Source organism: Mesonia aquimarina, assembly GCF_003667275.1.
Taxonomy (GTDB): domain Bacteria; phylum Bacteroidota; class Bacteroidia; order Flavobacteriales; family Flavobacteriaceae; genus Mesonia; species Mesonia aquimarina.
Map to the genome: position 1 here is coordinate 46,520 of NZ_RCNV01000008.1, position 20,663 is coordinate 67,182.

Below are 20,663 nucleotides of genomic sequence, written 5' to 3' on the forward strand. Positions count from 1 at the left end.
TTTATTATATTTAGTTTTGTTAATACTTAACAACGGTTTACATTTGCTTTTAATTAACATGTAATTTAAACTTAAGAATATGAAACATCTTAGCAGATTATTTTTAGCTTCGCTGTTCGTTTTTGGGCTTACAACTTCGGTAAGTGCGCAAAGCGAGAATAACCCTTGGGCAGTAAGCATTGGAACAAACGCAGTTGATACTTATCCTGCCATAGAAGACAACGGTCTTTTTGATGGATTTTCAGAAGTAAAAGACTGGAACATTTTACCATCCGTATCTAGATTATCTGTCGGGCGATACATTGGTGCCGGATTTTCAGCACAAGTTGCCGGATCATTAAATAAAATCGATAATATTGGAGGTAACTCAGTTGACGATTTAACTTATTATGCAGTAGATGGAGGTGTAAATTACAGCTTTAGAGAACTTATCAACGAAGATGGATGGTTTGATCCATATTTAGGCGTTGGTGGTGGTTACACTTGGGTAGACGAAATAGGAAACGGTACTGTTAATGGTAGCCTTGGTTTCAATTTCTGGTTTACTGAAAATATTGCATTCAATTTACAAACAACTTACAAAGAAGCATTCGAAGATGATGGTATTGACCACTGGCAGCACGCTGCAGGAATTACCATTGCTTTTGGAGGAACTGACACTGATGGTGACGGAATCTATGATCAAGATGATGAATGTCCAGAAACTCCAGGTTTAGAGGAGTTTAACGGATGTCCAGATGCTGACGGTGACGGTATTCCAGATAAAGAAGATTCTTGTCCAGACCAAGCAGGTCCAGCTGAATTTAACGGATGTCCTGATACTGATGGCGATGGGATCGCAGATCCAAATGACGATTGCCCAACAGTTGCTGGTTTAGAAGAATTCAACGGATGTCCAGATGCTGACGGTGATGGTGTTAAAGACGGAGACGATAATTGTCCAAATGAAGCAGGTCCAGTTGAAAACAATGGTTGCCCATTTGAAGATAGAGATAACGATGGTGTTTTAGATAAAGATGATCAATGTCCAGACGTTGCAGGTACTGCAGCAAATAATGGATGTCCACAGGTATCTGTAGAAATCATCAATGAATTAAATGAGTATTCTAAAACAATCTTATTCGACCTTAATAAAGCATCAATCCGTAAAGATTCTTACGGAGCATTAGAATCTATTGCTGAGATTATGAATGAATACCCAAATACAGTATTCCACATCGAAGGGCATACTGATAGTAGTGGTAGAGATGCATATAACTTAAAACTTTCTAAGGAAAGAGCAGCTTCTGTTCGTGATTACTTAGTAAACCAAGAAGATATCGATGCAAGTCGTGTTACTTCTGAAGGATACGGAGAAACACAACCAATTGCTACTAACAAAACTGACGCTGGTAGACAGAAAAACAGAAGAGTTGAAGTTTCTTTAGAGAAAAACAGAGACTAATAATCTTCATAAAGTATAAATCTTTATAAAAAACGCCTCACTTGTTGAGGCGTTTTTTTATTTTTAAAACCTATGAAAGATTCGTTTATTAAAGAGGTTCTTGTTGATGTGCTTTCTCAACCAACAACACCAATAGATCAAATAACCTTTATTCTTCCCAGCAAAAGAGCAGGTGGGTTTTTAAAGCATCAACTTAAAGCTCTTGTAGAACAAACTACATTTTCACCTAAGGTTTTAAGTATAGAAGATTTTATCATAGAAGTTACCCAATTAAAGAGCTTGGATAATACCAATAGTTTGTTTCAATTTTATGAAACTTATACAAGCTTGACTCCAACAGAAGAAAAGGAAGAGTTTGACACTTTCTATGCTTGGGCACAGACTTTAATTTATGATTTTAATGAAATAGATCGCTATTTAATATCTCCTCAAGATTTCTTTTCTTACCTATCTCAAATTCAAGATATTAATCACTGGTCTGTTCAGCAAGAACAAACCGAACTAATTAAAAATTATTTAAAGTTTTGGCATAAACTGCCGGAATATTATCAGCATTTTACAAAGCAATTACTTCAAGAAAATAAAGCTTATCAAGGTTTAATTTATAGAAAAGCAGCAGAAAAGATTGAAGAATACCTTGAAGATCATGAGGGACGTTTTATTTTTATAGGTTTTAATGCACTCAATAATGCCGAACAAAAAATTATTCAAACGGTTTTAGAACAAAAAAAAGGCTCGGTCTTTTGGGATATTGATTCTACTTTTTTTGAAGATAGTATGCACGATGCCGGACTTTTTATGAGAGATTATAAAAAAAATTGGTCCGTTTTTTCTGAACAAGACCATGATTTTAAATGGTTAACAAATCATTATAAAGCTCAAAAAGAAATCGACATCTATGGTGTTCCAAAGCATATTGGTCAGGCAAAACAAGTAGGCTCACTTTTAAAAAAACTAAGTAAAGAAGAGCTTTCTAAAACAGCCTTAGTACTTAATGATGAAGCTTTGTTATTACCAATCTTAAATTCGTTGCCAAGTAATGTTGATCAGGTTAATATTACCATGGGTTTACCGCTTGGAGAAACTCCCTTAGCTTCTTTATTTGAGAGTCTTTTTAAAATTCAAGAAGAAACAAGTGATCTTTATTATTATAAGCCGGTGCTTGAAATTCTCAACCACCCATTTATGGTTCAAAAACTTGGAGAGACTTCAGTCGTAATTCAGCAAAAAATCGCCGAAGAAAACCTCGTTTTCATCAGCTTAGAGAAAATATTGAATCTAGCAGCGAGAGAACATGCAGCTTTATTAAGCTATTGCTTTACCTATTATAAGCAAGATGTAGAGAAATTCTTAGAAGCTCTAACGCAAATCACCACATTATTACAATATGAACAGCCTAGTCAGTTTCCACTAGAAACGGAGTACTTATTTCATTTTAATAAGCTTTTTAAAAAATTACAGAATTTATTGGCGCAACATAACCCCATTAAAAACTGCCAAGCCTTATACCGTATTTATAAAGATAGCTTGGGTACAGAATCCTTAGATTTTAGCGGTTCTCCTTTTGAAGGATTACAGCTGATGGGGATGTTAGAAACACGGGTGTTAGATTATGAACGTATTATTGTATGTTCGGTAAACGAAGGACTTTTACCGGCCGGTAAAAGCAATAATTCTTTTATTCCGTATGATTTAAAAAAGGCGTATAATTTACCGACTTATAAGGAAAAAGACGCGGTGTATGCTTATCACTTTTACAGATTATTACAACGAGCAAATCATACTCATTTGCTTTATAATAATGACCAAACCGGATTTCAAGCTGGAGAACCAAGCCGATTTATTACCCAATTAAAAATTGAAAAGCAACCAGCTCATCAGTTGAATTTCCATCATATAAACCCCTCAGTACAATCCACTAAAATTGAATTAAAAGAAATAAAAAAGACCCCGGAAATTCTAGATAAATTAAAAAAACTAGCAGAGCATGGCTTTTCACCCTCTGCTTTGAGTACGTACATTAGAAATCCGTTAGATTTTTATAAAAAATATGTTTTAGGCATTAGAGAAGCCGATGAAGTGGAAGAGTCTGTCGCGGCAAATACGCTAGGAACAGTTGTTCATGACACCTTAGAATATTTTTATAAGACTTTTGAAGGTAAAAAAATTGGTGAAACCGACCTAAAGAAAATGAAGGCTTCAGTAGCAGAACAGGTTCATAAAGAATTTCAAAAAACCTATAAGCAAGCTCCCATAAGTCACGGAAAGAATTTGCTTGTTTTTGAAATCGCTAAACGATATGTGACTAATTTTTTGCAAGAAGAATTACAGTTAATTCAGCAACACGAACTTCAAATTGTTCAGGTAGAAAATAAATTAAAGGCATTATTTCGAGTTGAAGCCTTAGATTTTCCGATATATATTTCAGGAAAAGTAGACCGTGTAGATTTGTTAGATGAAACACTTCGTATTATAGATTACAAAACCGGAAAAGTAGAGCAGACAGACCTAAATGTAAAAGATTGGGAAGAATTAACACAAGAATATAAATTCAGTAAAGCCTTTCAGGTCTTGTGTTATGCGTATATGATTCACCAAGAAACCCCAATAAATAAAGCACAGGCTGGAATTATTTCCTTTAAAAACTTAAAAAAGTCGTATCTTAAATTTACCGACTATGAAGACCAAAAAAATCAATTAATTGATGAGAAAATTCTACTGAAATTTCGACAGCAACTAGAGCGTTTATTAATAGAAATTTTTGATCCAGCAATTCCATTTACCGAAAAAGAAGTCTGATTATGATAAGAGAAAAAAACTTTGTCCTTCAAGGAAAACACAATAAACCCATTCTAACCGATGTCTATTATAAACCTAGTCATACGCCAAAACCTATTGTAGTATTTTGTCATGGTTATAAGGGTTTTAAAGATTGGGGAGCGTGGGATTTAGTTGCCGAAAAATTTGCTGAAGAAGATTTTTTCTTTATCAAATTTAATTTTTCTCACAATGGCGGTACTCCTGAAGAACCTATCGATTTTCCGGATTTAGAGGCCTTTGGAAACGATAATTACTCAAAACAATTAGATGATTTGCAATCGGTTATTGATTGGATTTTAACTACCAAAGAATTTTCGTCAGATGCCGATGTTAGAAAGTTAAATCTCATAGGTCATAGTCGAGGCGGCGGAATTGTATTATTAAAATCCGCTGAAGAATCGGCAGTAAAAAACGTCATTACCTGGGCAGGAGTTTCAGATTTTGAATCACGATTTCCAACAGGCGATAAATTAGCACAATGGAAAAAAAATGGCGTTTATTATATTGAAAACACCAGAACCAAACAAAAAATGCCACATTATATTCAATTTTTAGAAGATTTTGAAGCTAATAAAGAGCGTTTAACTATAGAAAAAGCAGTTAGAAATTTAGAAATCCCATACCTAATTGTTCATGCAGAAGCCGATACTTCTGTAAGCATTGAAGAAGCCGAGAAATTGAAGGAATGGAATACTAAAAATACGACGTATTACATAGAAAAAAGCAACCATGTTTTTAATACAAAACACCCTTGGACAAAGCCTTCTCTTTCTGAAGAGTTAAACGATGTTACAGCGAAAAGTATTAATTTTTTAATTGAAAAAAGATAACTAGTTTATGAAAGCAATTGTACTTAAAGAAGCAGGAGCAAAAGATCAGTTAAGCGTTGAAGAAGTTGCAAAACCAAAACCAACTGCCGATGAGGTCCTTGTAAAAACTACCTCTGTAGGAATAAACCCAATTGAAATAAAAACCAGAAAGGGAAATCGCTTTACCGATAAATTATTAGCAGATCATCCTAGTATATTAGGTTGGGATCTTTGCGGGAAAATTGTGCAAAAGGGAGAAAACGTAAAAGACTTTTCAATAGACGATCAAGTTTTCGGGATGATAAATTTTCCGGATTTTGGGAAAACCTATGCAGAGTATGTGTGTGCTAAACCAAAAGATTTAGTGCGTATTCCGGTCTCGCTTTCAGCCAAAGATGCGGGAGGAGTTCCTTTAGCGGCTTTAACTGCTTATCAAGCCTTAAAATATGAAGCGAATATAAAAAGAAATACCAAAGTGCTTATTCATGCTGCAGGAGGTGGAGTGGGGCATTTTGGAGTTCAGTTTGCCAAGCATTTTGGAGGAGAAGTTTGGGTAACTTGTTCAGCAGAAAAAAAGGATTTTATTAATAAACTTGGCGCAGATCATCATATTAATTACAAAGAAACCAATTTTGAAGATGAGCTGAAAGAAGTAGATGTGGTGTTTGATTTAATAGGAGGCGATTATATTGATCGTTCTCTGAAAGTATTAAAGAAAGGCGGAAAAATAATTTCCATACCCACGGCAACTAATCAAGGCGTAGAAGAAAAAGCAGCGGCAAAAGGCTGTAAAGGAGTTGCTTTTAAAGTAAAACCCACACAAAAGGATTTGCAAGAAATTAGTGACCTTATAGCCAATAAAAAAGTGATTCCGCACATTTCTGAACATTACAATTTTACAGAAGTTCAAGAGGCTCATCAATCGATAGAAAAGGGCGGAACAAAAGGAAAAATTGTTATTACGTTTTAAAAATTAATAATATAATTTAGCTCGGTTAACGTGAATTTAGCTTTTATAATTCTAGTAGGTTCATTTTTATTGCTCATCAGCATTTTGGCGGGTAAAACTTCTTATCGATTCGGGGTGCCAACCTTAGTGCTTTTCTTGGCTATAGGAATGTTAGCCGGCTCTGAAGGTCTTATAGGAATTGAGTTTGACAGTCCACTTGTAGCTCAGTTTATAGGGATAATTGCCTTGAATGTAATTTTATTTTCCGGAGGATTAGACACACGTTGGGAGGCTGTGAAACCTGTTTTATACAAAGGAGGAATTTTAGCGACCTTAGGAGTTTTTATAACCGCCGGAGCTGTAGGTTTTTTTACCTATTATCTATTAGATTTTAGCCTAACAGAATCATTTCTGTTAGGTGCTATTATTTCTTCTACAGACGCGGCTGCCGTTTTTTCTATTTTACGTTCTAAAAATATTAACCTAAAGGGCGGTATTCGACCGATGTTAGAATTAGAAAGCGGAAGTAACGATCCGATGGCTTATTTTTTAACCACCCTGCTAACAGGGATTGTAGTGGCACAAGACTTTGACGCCGGAAAATCTATTATAGAGCTTGTTCTTCAAATTAGTCTTGGAGCAATTTTGGGCTATGGTTTAGGCAGATTGAGTAAATTATTGATCAATAAAATCTCCCTAGATTTTGAAGGCTTGTATCCCGTTTTAGGAATTGCCTTAAGCTTTATCATTTACTCTTTAACCGAGGTTATTGGCGGTAACGGTTTCTTGGCGGTATATGTTTCTTCCGTTTTATTAGGAAACAGTAAATTAATTCGTAAACAATCCTTACGTGAATTTTTTGATGGCTTTGCCTGGTTAATGCAAATTATTCTATTTTTAACCTTAGGACTACTGGTTTATCCTTCTCAAATTCTACCGGTGCTTATCTCTGGTTTATGTATTGCCTTATTTTTAATTTTTGTTGCACGTCCTTTAAGTGTCTTCATATGTTTAAGCATTTTTAAAATACCGATAAAAAATAAACTTTTTATTTCTTGGGTAGGTTTACGAGGAGCCGTACCTATTGTGTTTGCAACATTTCCTATGGTTGCGGGTATAGAAAAAGCAGGCTTAATTTTCAATATTGTTTTTATGGTTACGTTGGTGTCTATTATGTTACAAGGAACGAGTATCGTTACGATGGCAAAATGGCTTGGTGTAGAAGATAAGACGGTAAAATCTTTACGGAAAGCAAGTGCCTTTGCCTTTTCTGAAGAAACCAAAACAGAAACTGCCGAAATTACATTAGGAAAAACGAGTGCTGCCGTAGGTAAAAAAATATATGAATTAAAGCTTCCGCAAAATACTTTAGTGGTAATGATTATAAGAAATCAAAAGTATTTTGTGCCACAAGGATCCACTAAGTTAGAAGAAGGAGATACCTTGCAATTAATATCTGCGCAATCTAAAGATTTAGATGAAGTAGCCCAACGCTTCGCTTAACGTGAAAATAAATAATAAGTTTTCTTTAATTTGAAATATAATAATTACTTTAGCATTTATAATTTGGGGGATTAGCTCAGCTGGCTAGAGCGTTTGGCTGGCAGCCAAAAGGTCATCGGTTCGACTCCGATATTCTCCACAAAAAGCCTAAATTCATGCTAGAATTTAGGCTTTTACTTTGCGTAAGGTTTCTGCTGACAGTTTTTTTATTTCTTACTTAGTTAAAAATACAGAAAAATAATCTTAAATAACACCTCTTAAAGTTCCGCTAAGATTTAAGTTCTTTTCAAATTCAGAAAATGCTTTTTATTACCTTCAAGCTATGAAAACACCCTTACTCGCTTTCAATCAAAAAGGAATTTACTGTGAAGCTGCAGATGTTTATCTCGATCCGTGGAAACCGGTAAAAAAAGCTATTATTTCTCACGGTCACGCAGATCATTCTCGCTGGGGGCACCAGCAATACATTACACATCATACCAACGTGCCTATCATCAAACATCGCTTAGGTGATATTTCAGTAACCGGTAAAGGGTGGAACGAAATATTCACTATTAACGGAGTGAAATTCTCACTTCATCCTGCGGGTCATATTATAGGTTCGGCACAAATTCGAGTTGAACATAAAGGTGAAGTTTGGGTATTTACAGGCGATTATAAAACTGAAGACGACGGTATAGCTGTGCCTTATGAAGTGGTAAAATGTCATACTTTTATTACAGAGTGTACTTTTGGCTTGCCCGCTTTTAAATGGATACCACAACAGCAAGTTTTTAATGATATCAATACGTGGTGGCAGCAAAATCAAGATGATGGTAGAACATCAGTTTTATTCGGCTATTCCTTGGGCAAAGCCCAACGTTTATTAAAACATTTAGATACTTCCATTGGGAAAATTTATACACACGGAGCAGTCGAAAATATGACAGAAGTGGTACGAGAATTGGTCGATTTGCCACCCACCGAAAAAATTACGAGAGATACTAAAAAGGAAGACATTAAAGGAAATATTGTAATTGCACCGCCTAGCACTCACGGTACGCCGTGGATCAAAAAAATGGTGCCTTACGTTACAGCTTCTGCCAGCGGATGGATGACCTTTCGTGGGGCAAGAAGACGTAGAGCCATCGACAAAGGTTTTGTGCTCTCCGATCATTGCGATTGGCAGGGTTTACTCACTTCTATAAAAGCTACCGGAGCAGAAAAGATTATTTGTACGCACGGCTATACCGATATTTTTTCTCGTTTTCTAGCGGAACAAGGTTACGATGCCAGAACAGAACAAACGCAATACGAAGAAGAGAACGCAGAAGAAAGTAGCAAAGAAAAACAAGAAAGCTAGATGAAGCAGTTTGCAGAACTTATAAGAACCTTAGACAGTACCAATAAAACGACGCTGAAAGTAAACGCTTTGGCGCATTACTTTAAAACGGCGAGTGATAAAGACAAAGTTTGGACTATCGCTATTCTCTCGCATCGCAGACCACCACGACCGGTAAACACAACTTTAATGCGGCAATGGGCATCTGCTTTTGCTAAAATCCCATTATGGCTGTTTGAAGAATCGTATCATATCGTAGGCGATTTAGCGGAAACGATTGCTTTGGTGATTCCGCCTTCCGAAGAGTCTTCAGAAAAAAGTTTGAATCAATTCCTGCAAGAAATTATTGAGTTGAAAGCGCGTTCTGAAGAAGAGAAAAAAGAATATTTATATGAAAATTGGTTCAGCTTAAATTATTACGAACGTTTTGTATTTACAAAATTGATTACCGGAAGTTTTAGAATTGGGGTTAGTCAGAAATTAATGACCCGTGCATTATCAAAGGCCACAGAAATTGATGAAGATATCCTCGCTTATAAACTCATGGGAAATTGGGATCCTGCTACTATTACTTTTACAGATTTAATTCTGAAAGAAAATCCGGAAGATTACCTTTCTAAACCTTATCCGTTTTATTTAGCCTATGCAATTGAAGATGAGCCGCAAGCTTTGGGAGACGTAAAAGAATGGGCGGCAGAACATAAATGGGATGGTATTCGTTCGCAGGTAATTATCAGAAACGGAGAGTTATTTGTGTGGAGTCGCGGAGAAGAATTGGTCACCGAAAAATACCCGGAGTTCGAAAAGTTTATTGGTCAGATTCCTGACGGTACCGTAATCGATGGGGAAATTTTACCTTTCCCGAATAATGATATTGGGACTTTTAAAGATTTGCAAACACGAATCGGACGAAAAAATATCACCAAAAAACTCTTAGAAAAAACACCAGTCATTTTAAAAGCTTACGACCTTTTAGAATGGGATGGTGAAGATATTCGTAAAAAAGCATATCAAAAACGTCGTGAAATTTTAGAAAAGCTTTTTAATGATGTGGCTTCAGATGAAATCCCATTACATTTATCATCTACCATTTCATTCCAGAATTGGGATGAGGTGGCTAAAGAACGAGAGCGTTCCAGAGAAGTGAAATCTGAAGGTTTAATTCTGAAGCGTTGGGATTCTCCCTACTTGGTCGGAAGAAAAAAAGGAGATTGGTGGAAGTGGAAAGTAGATCCGCTTACCATCGATGCTGTGTTAACTTATGCAATGCGCGGTCACGGAAGGCGAAGTAACTTATTTACCGATTATACGTTTGGACTATGGGACAAAGAAAAAGAAGAACTCGTCACTTTTGCTAAGGCTTACTCTGGTTTAACCGATGCTGAATTTAGAAAAGTAGATGCTTGGATCAAGAAAAACACTTTAGAACGTTTTGGTCCCGTACGTAGCGTTACTCCACATCATGTATTCGAAATCGCTTTTGAAGGTATAGCTGAGTCGAGCCGACATAAAAGTGGCGTAGCGACTCGTTTTCCTCGTATTTTACGCTGGCGTCAAGACAAAAAAATTGAAGAGGCCAATACCTTAGAAGATTTGAAAAATTTAATTCCCAAATAACCACCCCGTCAAGCAAAGCTTGACACCTCCTCCTTGAAAAGGAGGGGATGTCTTAAAGTTCCTTCTCTTGTAAAGGGAAGGTGGATTATGAAGCGATAGCGAAAGAAGACGGAAGGGTAATATAAAAAACTGAAAAATATGGAAAATAAACCCATACATAACCGAAAAGAATTAGAATCGTTCCGTAAAGAATTAAGAAAAAACCTAACACCTGCTGAAGCATTTCTATGGAAACAATTACAGAAAAAACAATTAAAAGGAAGAAAATTTAGAAGGCAGCATAGTATTGAGAATTTCATCGTAGATTTTTATTGTCCACAAGAAAATTTAATTGTTGAGTTGGATGGTGAAGTGCACAAAAATCCTGCTGCGGAAGAAAAAGATAGAAAACGAGATAAGCGATTAGAAGAGTTAGGGTTTAAGGTATTACGTTTTGAAAATAAAATGGTATTTGATTTTTTACCTTCGGTATTAAAAGAAATTGAAGATAATTTTAAATAAAACCTCTCCGTCAAAACAAGTTTTGCCACCTCTCCTTGAAAAGGAGAGGAACTTTTAAAGATTCCTTCCCTATTTTAGGGAAGGTGGATTCTGTAGCGATAGCGGAAGAAGACGGAAGGGTGAAATAATCAATTAAAATGAATAGAAAAGAGCTTTTAGCAATTGCAGATCATTGGTTTACCAATCAGGGCTGGAAACCTTTTCCTTTCCAGAAACAAACTTGGAATGCTTACTTAAAAGGAAAAAACGGACTTTTAAACGCGCCTACCGGAAGTGGTAAAACCTACGCGCTTTGGGTACCTATTGTGTTAGAATACCTAAAACAAAATCCCGATTATAAAACAAAACCTGAAAAAGGTTTAAAAGCCATTTGGATTACTCCGCTTCGTGCACTTTCCGTAGAAATCGCTCAAGCCGCTACTCGTTTTGCAGAAGAAACGCAATCGGGATTAACCGTAGGTATTCGCACAGGAGATACAACTCAAAAAGAACGAGCTGCACAGAAAAAGTCGATGCCCGATTTGCTAATTACAACTCCAGAGAGTTTACACTTACTGCTATCTTCTAAAAACTACCCTAAACTGTTTAAAAACCTCAATGCCATTGTGGTAGATGAGTGGCACGAACTTTTAGGGAGTAAGCGGGGAGTGCAAACCGAATTGGCTTTGTCTCGATTAAAAACAGTAGCTGAAAATTTGAAAATCTGGGGTATTTCGGCAACTATAGGTAATCTTCCTCAGGCGCAAGAAGTATTGTTGGGAGCCGAAAGTGAGGCGCTTCAAAATTCAACCTTAATCAAGGCGAATATTCAAAAGCAAATAGAAGTGAAATCGATCATTCCGCAGTCGATGGAGAAATTTCCTTGGCGTGGGCATTTAGGTTTACATTTATTAGATGAGGTCGTTCCTATTATCAATAATTCTAAAACCACTTTAATTTTTACCAATACACGTTCGCAGTGTGAGTTGTGGTTTCAGAAATTAATGAACAAATATCCTGAGTTTGCCGGTGAAGTGGCGATGCATCACGGAAGTATCAATAAAGAAACACGACTATGGGTAGAGCAAGCCATAAGAAATGAAAGTTTAAAAGCAGTGATTTGTACCTCGAGTTTAGACTTGGGAGTAGACTTTGCCCCGGTAGAAACTATTATTCAGATTGGCGGTCCAAAAGGAGTAGCTCGATTTTTACAACGTGCCGGTCGTAGCGGTCACCAGCCGGGAAAAGCTAGCCGAATTTACTTTTTACCTACGCACGCAATCGAGTTGATCGAAGCTTCAGCCTTACAAAAAGCCGTAGCGAAAAAAGCCGTAGAAGATCGGATTCCGTATCTGCAAAGTTTCGATGTGTTGGTGCAATACCTTACCACTTTGGCTGTTTCAGATGGTTTTTATCCCAAAGAAATTTATCCTGAAATCAAGTCAACATTTTGTTTTCAGGGCTTAACCGAAGATGAATGGCGTTGGTGTCTAAATTTTATCACCAAAGGCAGCCAGAGTTTGCAAAGTTATGATGAATATAAAAAAGTAGAAATTGAAGAAGATGGTAAATTTAAGGTGAACCATCGTGGTGTAGCGATGCGTCATCGTTTGCAAATTGGCACCATTGTTAGTGATGCGATGCTCACCGTAAAATATGTAAAAGGTGGTTTTATAGGTACGATTGAAGAATATTTTGTCTCTAAATTAACGCCCGGAGATGTCTTTACATTTGCCGGTAGAAATTTAGAACTCTCCCGCATTAAAGGAATGCAAGTGTTAGTACGGAAGTCGAAAAAGAAAACCGCTAAAGTGCCGAGTTGGATGGGCGGTCGAATGACCTTTTCCGCACAGATGAGTGGACTGCTTCGGGAAGAATTGTACGAAGCGGCAGAAAGTGTGGGTTCAAACTCAAAAAAGAGAAGTCCGGAAATGGTAGCGCTTCAGCCAATTTTAGAACGTCAGCAATTAGAATCTATCATTCCGAAACAAAATCAATTTCTTATAGAAACTTTTAAAACGCGAGAAGGTTATCACGCCATATTTTATCCCTTCGAAGGTCGTTTTGTGCACGAGGCTTTAGGGAGTCTGTTGGCTTATCGCATCAGTTTGTTGTCGCCTATTTCTTTCAGTATAGCGTTTAACGATTATGGTTTTGAGCTGCTTTCCGATCAAGAGATTGATATGCAGCAAGTACTAGATAACAATTTGTTCTCTTCAGAATTTTTAATGGACGATCTTTACAAAAGTCTCAATGCAACCGAAATGGCACGCAGAAAATTTAGAGATATTGCCGTCGTTGCCGGCTTGGTATTTACCGGCTACCCCAACAAATTAATAAAAAATAAACACTTGCAATCGAGCTCACAATTACTGTTTGATGTGTTTCGAGATTATGAAGATGATAATTTGTTGTTTCAGCAGGCGTTTCGAGAAACGTTTGAGCACCAGTTAGAAGAAGGAAGGTTGAGACAAGCGCTTGAGCGAATTCACAGCCAGCAAATTGTTTGGAAAGCTTGCCAAAAACCCACTCCGTTTTCATTCCCCATTATTACAGATCGATTGCGAGAAAAATTATCTTCAGAAAAATTAGAAGATCGCATTCAGCGGATGTTGAAATATCTAAACAAATAAAATGCCCTTCCAAAAGTTAAGAAAAACTAAGAGCGCATTATTTTTTGCGCACTTCTTGCTATATTTCCGAATAAATTAACAATCTATGAAAAAGTTATTTGCATTAATCGTATTATCAATCAGCTTAATGAGCTGTAATTCTATGAAAAAATTTAATTCAGATTCATTAACCGAAATTTCTAAGGGAATTTTAACCGGAGCCGGAGAAGAAGGAATTGAAGCGCAACAACGTATTATTACTTCGGAAGCGGAATGGAATGCTTTGGTGAGAAAAATGAATTCTGTCAATAATATGTCACAAAATTTTAAAACCAACGACATTGATTTTTCAAAAGAAGTAGTCGTTGCTGTTTTTGATAAAGTAATGAATACCGGCGGGCATTCAATTTGGGTGAGCGATGTAAAAACAAGCGAGAATGAAGTGCAATTAATGGTGAGTGAAAAACATCCTGACGGAATGGCAACAAGTGTAATGACACAACCTTATTATTTAGCAAAAATGCCGAAAACAGATAAAAAAGTTGTGTTTAAAAACGCTGAATTGTAACCAATTTCATGAAAACTTTAGATGTATTTTTAGGTACGGAAAAAGTTGAATTTCATCCTTTTGGAACAGTTTTCTGGAAATCAAAAAAAATTCTATTGATAGCTGATGTTCATTTAGGAAAAATTGGTCATTTTAGAAAACATGGAAGTGCAATTCCAGCAGATTCAATTCAGAAAAATTTTGAAAAACTTACTGAAATTATCAAAAAATATCATCCTGAAAAAATAATCTTTTTGGGTGATCTTTTCCATTCAAGTTTAAATTATGAGTGGAAATTATTTGAAAAATGGGTAGAAAAACAAACTGCTGAAATCATTTTAATTGAAGGAAATCACGATATAATTTCTCCATTGAATTATCAAGAACTCGGCATAAAAACTCAGAAAGAATTAATTTTAAACAAATTTTTACTCACGCATCATCCTGAAGAACGCAAAGGCTATTTCACGATTTGCGGTCATTTACATCCAGGGTTCAAATTAGCGGGAAGAGGAAAGCAAGTTTTAAAATTACGTTGTTTTTATAAAACCGAAAATCAATTGGTTTTACCGGCGTTTGGAGAATTTACCGGAAATTATTGGGTTCAACCAGAACCAGAAGATAAAATTTTTGTTTGTACACCTACGGAAGTTATCGCTATAAATTGATTTATAACTATGGAAAAACGCTACTCAATTTTAAATTTCAGTTCTGTAATTGGCGCGATTGCGGTAACATATTATGCGCAAGCCGTAAAGTTGAATGGAAATTCAATGATTTCGTTAAGTGCGAAATATAATTCCTTATTTACGCCCGAGGGTTACGCTTTTGCCATTTGGGGGTTAATTTATCTTTCGCTATTAACTTTTTCCGGTTATCAGCTTTATCAAGCTTTTGGGTTAAAAAAACATACTGAATTTTTAGTACAAACCAAATATTGGTTTTCATTGGCAAATCTTGCCAATATGTGTTGGATTTTTGCTTGGTATTTTGAATATACTGGGCTTTCAGTACTTTTTATGTTAGTGATTCTATTTTCGTTAATTAAGATTATTCTTAATACAAATATGGAACGTTGGGATGCGCCATTTCGAGTGATTGCTTCAAGTTGGTGGCCAATTTGTTTATATTCCGGTTGGATTGCTGTAGCGACTATTGCAAATATTTCAGCTTATTTGGTGAAATTAAATTGGGACGGCGTTTTTTTATCGGAAATTCAATGGACAATTGTAATGATTTTTATTGCTACGCTTTTGAATCTTTTGATGATTTATAAACGAAATATGCGCGAATTTGCTGCTGTAGGAATTTGGGCTTTACTGGCAATTTATGTTCGTCATTCCGGAGAAATTTCAGAAATAGCTTATTCAGCTTTAATTGGAGCAATTTTGATAGGAATTTATGCCGCTTATCACGGTTTTATAAACCGAAAGCAAAATCCAATGTATCAATTGATGAAATAGTAGTTAGAATTGAGTAATTAGATCGGCTTCGCCTGTTAGAGATTAGGATTTAGACTGCTGCACTGTTAGATTTTAGGTGATTTGATAATGTTTCAATTTGCTGATTTGAAAATTCCTAACTTATACAGCAATTTTAAAATCTACATCCAAGTATCTATTTTCAAAATCTCAGTACTCATATCTCATTACTCAATTCTCAATACTAACTAAACCATTCCTTTAATATCATTTCCCCAAGTTGGGTAGGCAAAAATCATTTTTTTAAGATCTTGGCATTTTAATTTTCCACAGATCGCCATTACAAAAAGATTGATCATTTCTCCAGCTTCCGGGGCAATTATATGAGCGCCTAAAATAAGGTTGGTTTTTTTATCGACGATGGTTTTGTAACCGTAATTTCGTTCATTTATGCGTTTTGCATTAAACCAGTTAAGATGCATTTTTTCTTCAACTACAATTTCATAACCTTTTTCTTGCGCCTGTTTTTCTGTTAAGCCAACTGAAGCTAATTGAGGATTCGTAAAAACTACCGAAGGTTGGGGCGGATATTTTGCCTCTTGCTTAATGTTGTCTTCAGTTAAATGAGAAATTACCACCTTAGATTCTTGTGAAGAAAGTGGAGTTAAGGGTAAACCTTCACTATCTGAAACATCGCCACAAGCATACACATTTTTATTACTTGGGTTTTGTAAAAATTTATTGACTGAAATTCCCTTTTTGGTGAAACTTACATTTCCTTTTTCTAAATCTAATTCATCGATGGAAGGAATTCTTCCAGCAGTATTAAAAACTAATTCAGCTTTTATATCAATTTTTTTCTCTTGTTGTAAAACGCTTACGCGGAAATTTTTTCGGAGTTTTTCAATTTCAGAAACTGACGTGTTAAACATAAATTTTATGCCTAACTTTTTTGAAGCTTCAATTAGCGGATTTACAATTGCTTCCTCAAAAGGCGTTAATGCACGATCGGCGAAATCTATCATGGTAACATCTACACCCATTCTTGCAGCAATATGGGCAAATTCCATCCCAATATAACCGGCGCCAATAAAAATCATGCTTTCGGGTAAATTCTTTAATTCTAAAAAATCGTCACTAACAAGTGCAAAATTTCTTCCGGGTATTTTTAGTTCTGTCGGTTTATTTCCGGTAGCGATGACAATTTTTTTTGCTTTAATTGTTTTCCCTTCAACAGACAGCGTTTGTTCGTCTAAAAATTTTGGCGACTGATGAAATAATTCTATCCCTAGTTTTTTTAGATCCTTTTCAGTCGCAGCCGGAACAGCATCAACAAATTTTTTCTTAAACGTTTGGATATCTTCCCAACTAAATTTGGGCATTTCTGTAATTCCTTTGCCTAACATTTTATGAGATCGGTCTAAAATTTCAGATAAACCAACAAGTACTTTTTTCGGGTCACAACCCCTATTAGCACAAGTTCCGCCAAATTCTCTATTATCGGCAATAGCAACTTTTTGCCTTGCTTTTGCACAAGCTTTGGCTACATTTTTTCCAGCTGTTCCTGTACCAATCACAAATACATCAAACTCTTTTAAGGCCATAATTTTATTTTTATGTGACTGAAAATACAAGGAAAACCGAAAAAGTACTGTTATAAAAATGATAAAACCAAAATAAAGAAAGCGTTAAATAATTATTCGCTATTGTGAAGCATTGCAGAAGCATTTATCTTTGCGGCAATGAGTAAAACAATTATCGCCCAAAGCTTTGCACAACTCCCGCAGCAGCAGGAATTGCAAAACGCTATTGCCCAATCTAAAGAAGATCGTTTAAAAGTTCACCTAAAAGGCTTAATTGGTTCTTCGCTATCGTTTGTACTTGCCAATACTTTTAAAGAAAGTGATAAACCGTATTTGTTGGTTTTTAACGACAAAGAAGAAGCGGCTTATTATTTAAACGATTTAGAACAACTTATCGGGGAAAAAAACGTTTTGTTTTATCCCGGAAGTTACCGCAGACCTTATCAAATTGAAGAAACTGATAATGCCAATGTCTTGCTTCGGGCTGAGGTTTTAAATCGGATAAATTCCCGAAAAAAACCGGCAATAATTGTTACGTATCCGGATGCACTTTTTGAAAAAGTGGTTACCCGAAAAGAGCTTGACAGGAGTACGTTGAAAATTTCGTTGAACGATCAACTTTCCATCGATTTTGTAAATGAAGTTTTATTTGAATATAAATTTAAGCGCGTAGATTTTGTAACCGAACCGGGTGAATTTTCTGTTCGCGGTGGAATAATCGATGTGTTTTCGTTTAGTAATGACGAACCCTACCGAATTGAATTTTTTGGTGATGAAGTTGACAGCATTCGAAGTTTTGATGTAGAAACGCAACTTTCTACAGACAAGGTGAAGAAAATTTCGGTGATGCCGAATGTGGAGAATAAGCATTTAGATGAAATTAGGGAAAGCTTTTTAAAATACATCGCCTCAAAAACGGTGGTTTTTATCAAAAACCTCGATTTATTTTCGGCTCAACTCGATAAATTATTCAAAAAAGCGGAAGAAGCTTTTTCCCAACTTTCTTCCGAAGTAAAACAAAGTGAACCGAAAGAATTATTTTGTGATTCATCGTTAATCAGAAAACAACTTTTAGATTTTTCTACGGTAGAATTAGGTAATCAGGCTTTTTTAAATCCCACAAAAAGTATTGCTTACCAAATAAAACCACAGCCTTCCTTCAATAAACAATTCGATTTATTAATTCAGAATTTAATTGAAAACACTCAAAAAGGTTACACCAATTATATTGCTTGCGTAAGCGAACAACAAGCAAAACGTTTTCACGATATTTTTGATGACCAAGAACAAGAAGTAAAATACCAAACCGTGGTATTTTCAATGTTTCAAGGTTTTATTGATGAAGATGCAAAAATGGTTTGTTATACCGATCATCAGATTTTTGAGCGTTATCATAAATTCCATTTAAAAAATGGCTACGCAAAAAAGCAAGCCATTACATTAAAAGAATTAACAAATCTTGAAGTTGGCGATTATGTTACGCATATTGACCACGGAATAGGAAAGTTTGGGGGACTTCAAAAAATAGATGTCGAAGGAAAACAACAAGAAGCCATAAAACTGATTTATGGAGAACGCGATGTTTTGTATCTCAGTATTCATTCGCTTCATAAAATCACCAAATTTAACGGGAAAGACGGTAAAGCGCCTAAAATTTATAAGTTAGGTAGTAAAGCTTGGAAAACACTTAAAAAGAAAACCAAAGCGCGCGTAAAACATATTGCTTATAATTTAATTGAATTATACGCCAAGCGTCGTTTACAAAAAGGTTTTGCTTACGGTCCCGATACGTATTTGCAACATGAATTGGAAGCTTCTTTCATTTATGAAGATACGCCAGATCAGAGTTCTTCTACCCAAGCGGTGAAAGAAGATATGGAAAACGAGCGACCAATGGATCGGTTGGTTTGTGGCGATGTTGGTTTCGGAAAAACTGAAGTTGCCATTCGTGCGGCTTTTAAAGCCGTAGATAATGGGAAGCAAGTTGCTGTTTTAGTACCAACAACTATTTTGGCATTTCAGCATCACCAAACTTTTTCTGAGCGTTTAAAAGATTTTCCGGTGACGGTAGATTACCTCAACCGATTTAGAACTGCAAAAGAGCGTCGTGAAACTTTAGAAGACTTAGAAAATGGACGTGTAGATATAATTATTGGAACGCATCAATTGGTAAATAAAGCGGTAAAATTTAAAGATCTAGGCTTGCTAATTGTTGATGAAGAACAAAAATTTGGTGTCGCTGTAAAAGATAAATTAAAAACGATTAAGGAAAATGTAGATACGCTAACCTTAACAGCAACGCCAATTCCGAGAACGCTTCAATTCAGTTTAATGGCAGCGCGCGATTTATCGACAATTACTACACCGCCGCCAAACCGCTACCCGATTGAAAGTCACGTAATTCGTTTTTCTGAAGATAGTATTCGTGATGCGGTTTCGTATGAAATTCAGCGTGGCGGACAAGTATTTTTTATTCATAATAGAATTGAAAATATTAAGGAAGTCGCCGGAATGATTCAACGTTTGGTTCCCGATGCGAGAATAGGAATTGGTCACGGACAAATGGACGGAAAAAAACTGGAGAAATTGATGCTCAGTTTTATGAATAACGAGTTTGACGTGCTGGTTTCAACTACAATTATAGAAAGCGGACTTGATGTAACCAACGCCAACACTATTTTTATAAATAATGCGAATAATTTTGGCTTGTCAGATTTACACCAAATGCGTGGTAGAGTTGGACGAAGCAACAAAAAAGCATTTTGTTATTTTATCACGCCGCCATATTCTGCAATGACCGACGATGCGCGAAAAAGAATTACCGCTTTAGAACAATTTTCAGAATTAGGAAGTGGTTTTAATATCGCGATGAAAGATTTGGAAATTCGTGGTGCGGGAGATTTATTAGGCGGTGAACAAAGCGGATTTATCAACGAAATAGGTTTCGATACCTATCAGAAAATTTTAAGTGAAGCGATTGAAGAGTTGAAAGAAAATGAGTTTAAAGAACTCTACGCCGATCAAGAAAATGTTGAAGAAAAAACCTTCGTAAAAGAAACACAAATTGATACGGATTTCGAGATTTTGTTCCCCGATGATTATATCAATAATATTACAGAACGCTTAAATTTATATACCAAGCTCAACAGTCTTAGTACTGAAGAAGAATTACAAAAATTTGAAGCAGAGTTAACCGATAGATTTGGAGAATTACCCACACAAGCAATTGATCTGTTAAACAGCGTAAGAATAAAATGGATTGCTTCTTCAATTGGTTTGGAACGTGTTATTTTGAAAAAAGGAAAATTTGTGGGCTATTTTATCGCCGATCAGCAGTCACGTTTTTACCAAACACAAACGTTTACCAAAGTTTTACAATACGTACAAAGTCACCCGCAATCTTGTAAAATGAAAGAAAAACAAACCCGAAACGGGTTACGACTTTTATTGACATTTGATAAAATCAATTCGATAGAAAAAGCTTTAAAAGTTTTAAAACCCTTGGATTTTCGCACGAAAGTTAAAGAAGAAATAGCTTAATAAATAGTGAAAGACGT

14 protein-coding genes and 1 tRNA gene are annotated in these 20,663 nt (G+C 35.8%); 14 read left to right on the forward strand and 1 reads right to left on the reverse strand.

The genetic code is table 11. The features are described 5' to 3' along the window. The first annotated feature begins 79 nt into the window (after window positions 1-79). The 13 genes from D9R05_RS10885 (at window position 80) to D9R05_RS10945 (ending at window position 15,565) form a co-directional block, all read left to right on the forward strand. Window positions 80-1,444: an OmpA family protein gene (locus D9R05_RS10885; RefSeq protein WP_121667258.1), complete on the forward strand. Its 1,365-nt coding sequence runs from the start codon at window positions 80-82 to the stop codon at window positions 1,442-1,444. A gap of 72 nt (window positions 1,445-1,516) precedes the next feature. Further along, complete coding sequence (locus D9R05_RS10890) at window positions 1,517-4,243, forward strand: PD-(D/E)XK nuclease family protein (protein ID WP_121667259.1); 2,727 nt, start codon at window positions 1,517-1,519, stop codon at window positions 4,241-4,243. A gap of 2 nt (window positions 4,244-4,245) precedes the next feature. Beyond that, on the forward strand, window positions 4,246-5,094 hold the full coding sequence (locus tag D9R05_RS10895; protein ID WP_121667260.1) for an alpha/beta hydrolase family protein: 849 nt from the start codon (window positions 4,246-4,248) through the stop codon (window positions 5,092-5,094). 7 nt (window positions 5,095-5,101) lie between these two features. Beyond that, entirely contained in the window at window positions 5,102-6,043 is a 942-nt protein-coding gene (locus D9R05_RS10900) for an NADP-dependent oxidoreductase (protein WP_121667261.1), read from the forward strand. A gap of 30 nt (window positions 6,044-6,073) precedes the next feature. After that, on the forward strand, window positions 6,074-7,525 hold the full coding sequence (locus D9R05_RS10905; RefSeq protein WP_121667262.1) for a potassium/proton antiporter: 1,452 nt from the start codon (window positions 6,074-6,076) through the stop codon (window positions 7,523-7,525). Between the two features lie 65 nt (window positions 7,526-7,590). After that, a tRNA-Ala gene (locus D9R05_RS10910) sits at window positions 7,591-7,664 on the forward strand. A gap of 183 nt (window positions 7,665-7,847) precedes the next feature. Continuing rightward, a complete protein-coding gene (locus D9R05_RS10915) occupies window positions 7,848-8,867 on the forward strand; it encodes a ligase-associated DNA damage response exonuclease (protein WP_121667263.1) in 1,020 nt (339 codons plus the stop codon). Further along, complete coding sequence (locus D9R05_RS10920) at window positions 8,868-10,463, forward strand: ATP-dependent DNA ligase (RefSeq protein ID WP_121667264.1); 1,596 nt, start codon at window positions 8,868-8,870, stop codon at window positions 10,461-10,463. 138 nt (window positions 10,464-10,601) lie between these two features. Then, on the forward strand, window positions 10,602-10,964 hold the full coding sequence (locus D9R05_RS10925; RefSeq protein WP_121667265.1) for an endonuclease domain-containing protein: 363 nt from the start codon (window positions 10,602-10,604) through the stop codon (window positions 10,962-10,964). 137 nt (window positions 10,965-11,101) lie between these two features. After that, window positions 11,102-13,576: a ligase-associated DNA damage response DEXH box helicase gene (locus D9R05_RS10930; RefSeq protein WP_121667266.1), complete on the forward strand. Its 2,475-nt coding sequence runs from the start codon at window positions 11,102-11,104 to the stop codon at window positions 13,574-13,576. An 85-nt stretch (window positions 13,577-13,661) separates the two neighbouring features. After that, on the forward strand, window positions 13,662-14,123 hold the full coding sequence (locus tag D9R05_RS10935; protein ID WP_121667267.1) for a protease complex subunit PrcB family protein: 462 nt from the start codon (window positions 13,662-13,664) through the stop codon (window positions 14,121-14,123). Between the two features lie 8 nt (window positions 14,124-14,131). Continuing rightward, window positions 14,132-14,770 (forward strand): ligase-associated DNA damage response endonuclease PdeM, encoded by a 639-nt coding sequence (gene pdeM, locus D9R05_RS10940; protein ID WP_121667268.1) that lies wholly within the window; start codon window positions 14,132-14,134, stop codon window positions 14,768-14,770. 9 nt (window positions 14,771-14,779) lie between these two features. Continuing rightward, window positions 14,780-15,565 (forward strand): tryptophan-rich sensory protein, encoded by a 786-nt coding sequence (locus D9R05_RS10945; RefSeq protein WP_121667269.1) that lies wholly within the window; start codon window positions 14,780-14,782, stop codon window positions 15,563-15,565. A gap of 206 nt (window positions 15,566-15,771) precedes the next feature. Here D9R05_RS10945 and D9R05_RS10950 read toward each other — a convergent pair whose 3' ends face one another. Beyond that, window positions 15,772-17,127 carry a dihydrolipoyl dehydrogenase family protein gene (locus tag D9R05_RS10950; RefSeq protein WP_121667270.1) on the reverse strand — a complete coding sequence of 452 codons (1,356 nt, stop codon included), beginning with the start codon at window positions 17,125-17,127 and terminating at the stop codon, window positions 15,772-15,774. Between the two features lie 138 nt (window positions 17,128-17,265). On the opposite strand from D9R05_RS10950, the gene mfd reads away from it, so the two are divergent. Beyond that, window positions 17,266-20,646: a transcription-repair coupling factor gene (mfd, locus tag D9R05_RS10955; protein WP_121667271.1), complete on the forward strand. Its 3,381-nt coding sequence runs from the start codon at window positions 17,266-17,268 to the stop codon at window positions 20,644-20,646. Window positions 20,647-20,663: the final 17 nt, after the last annotated feature.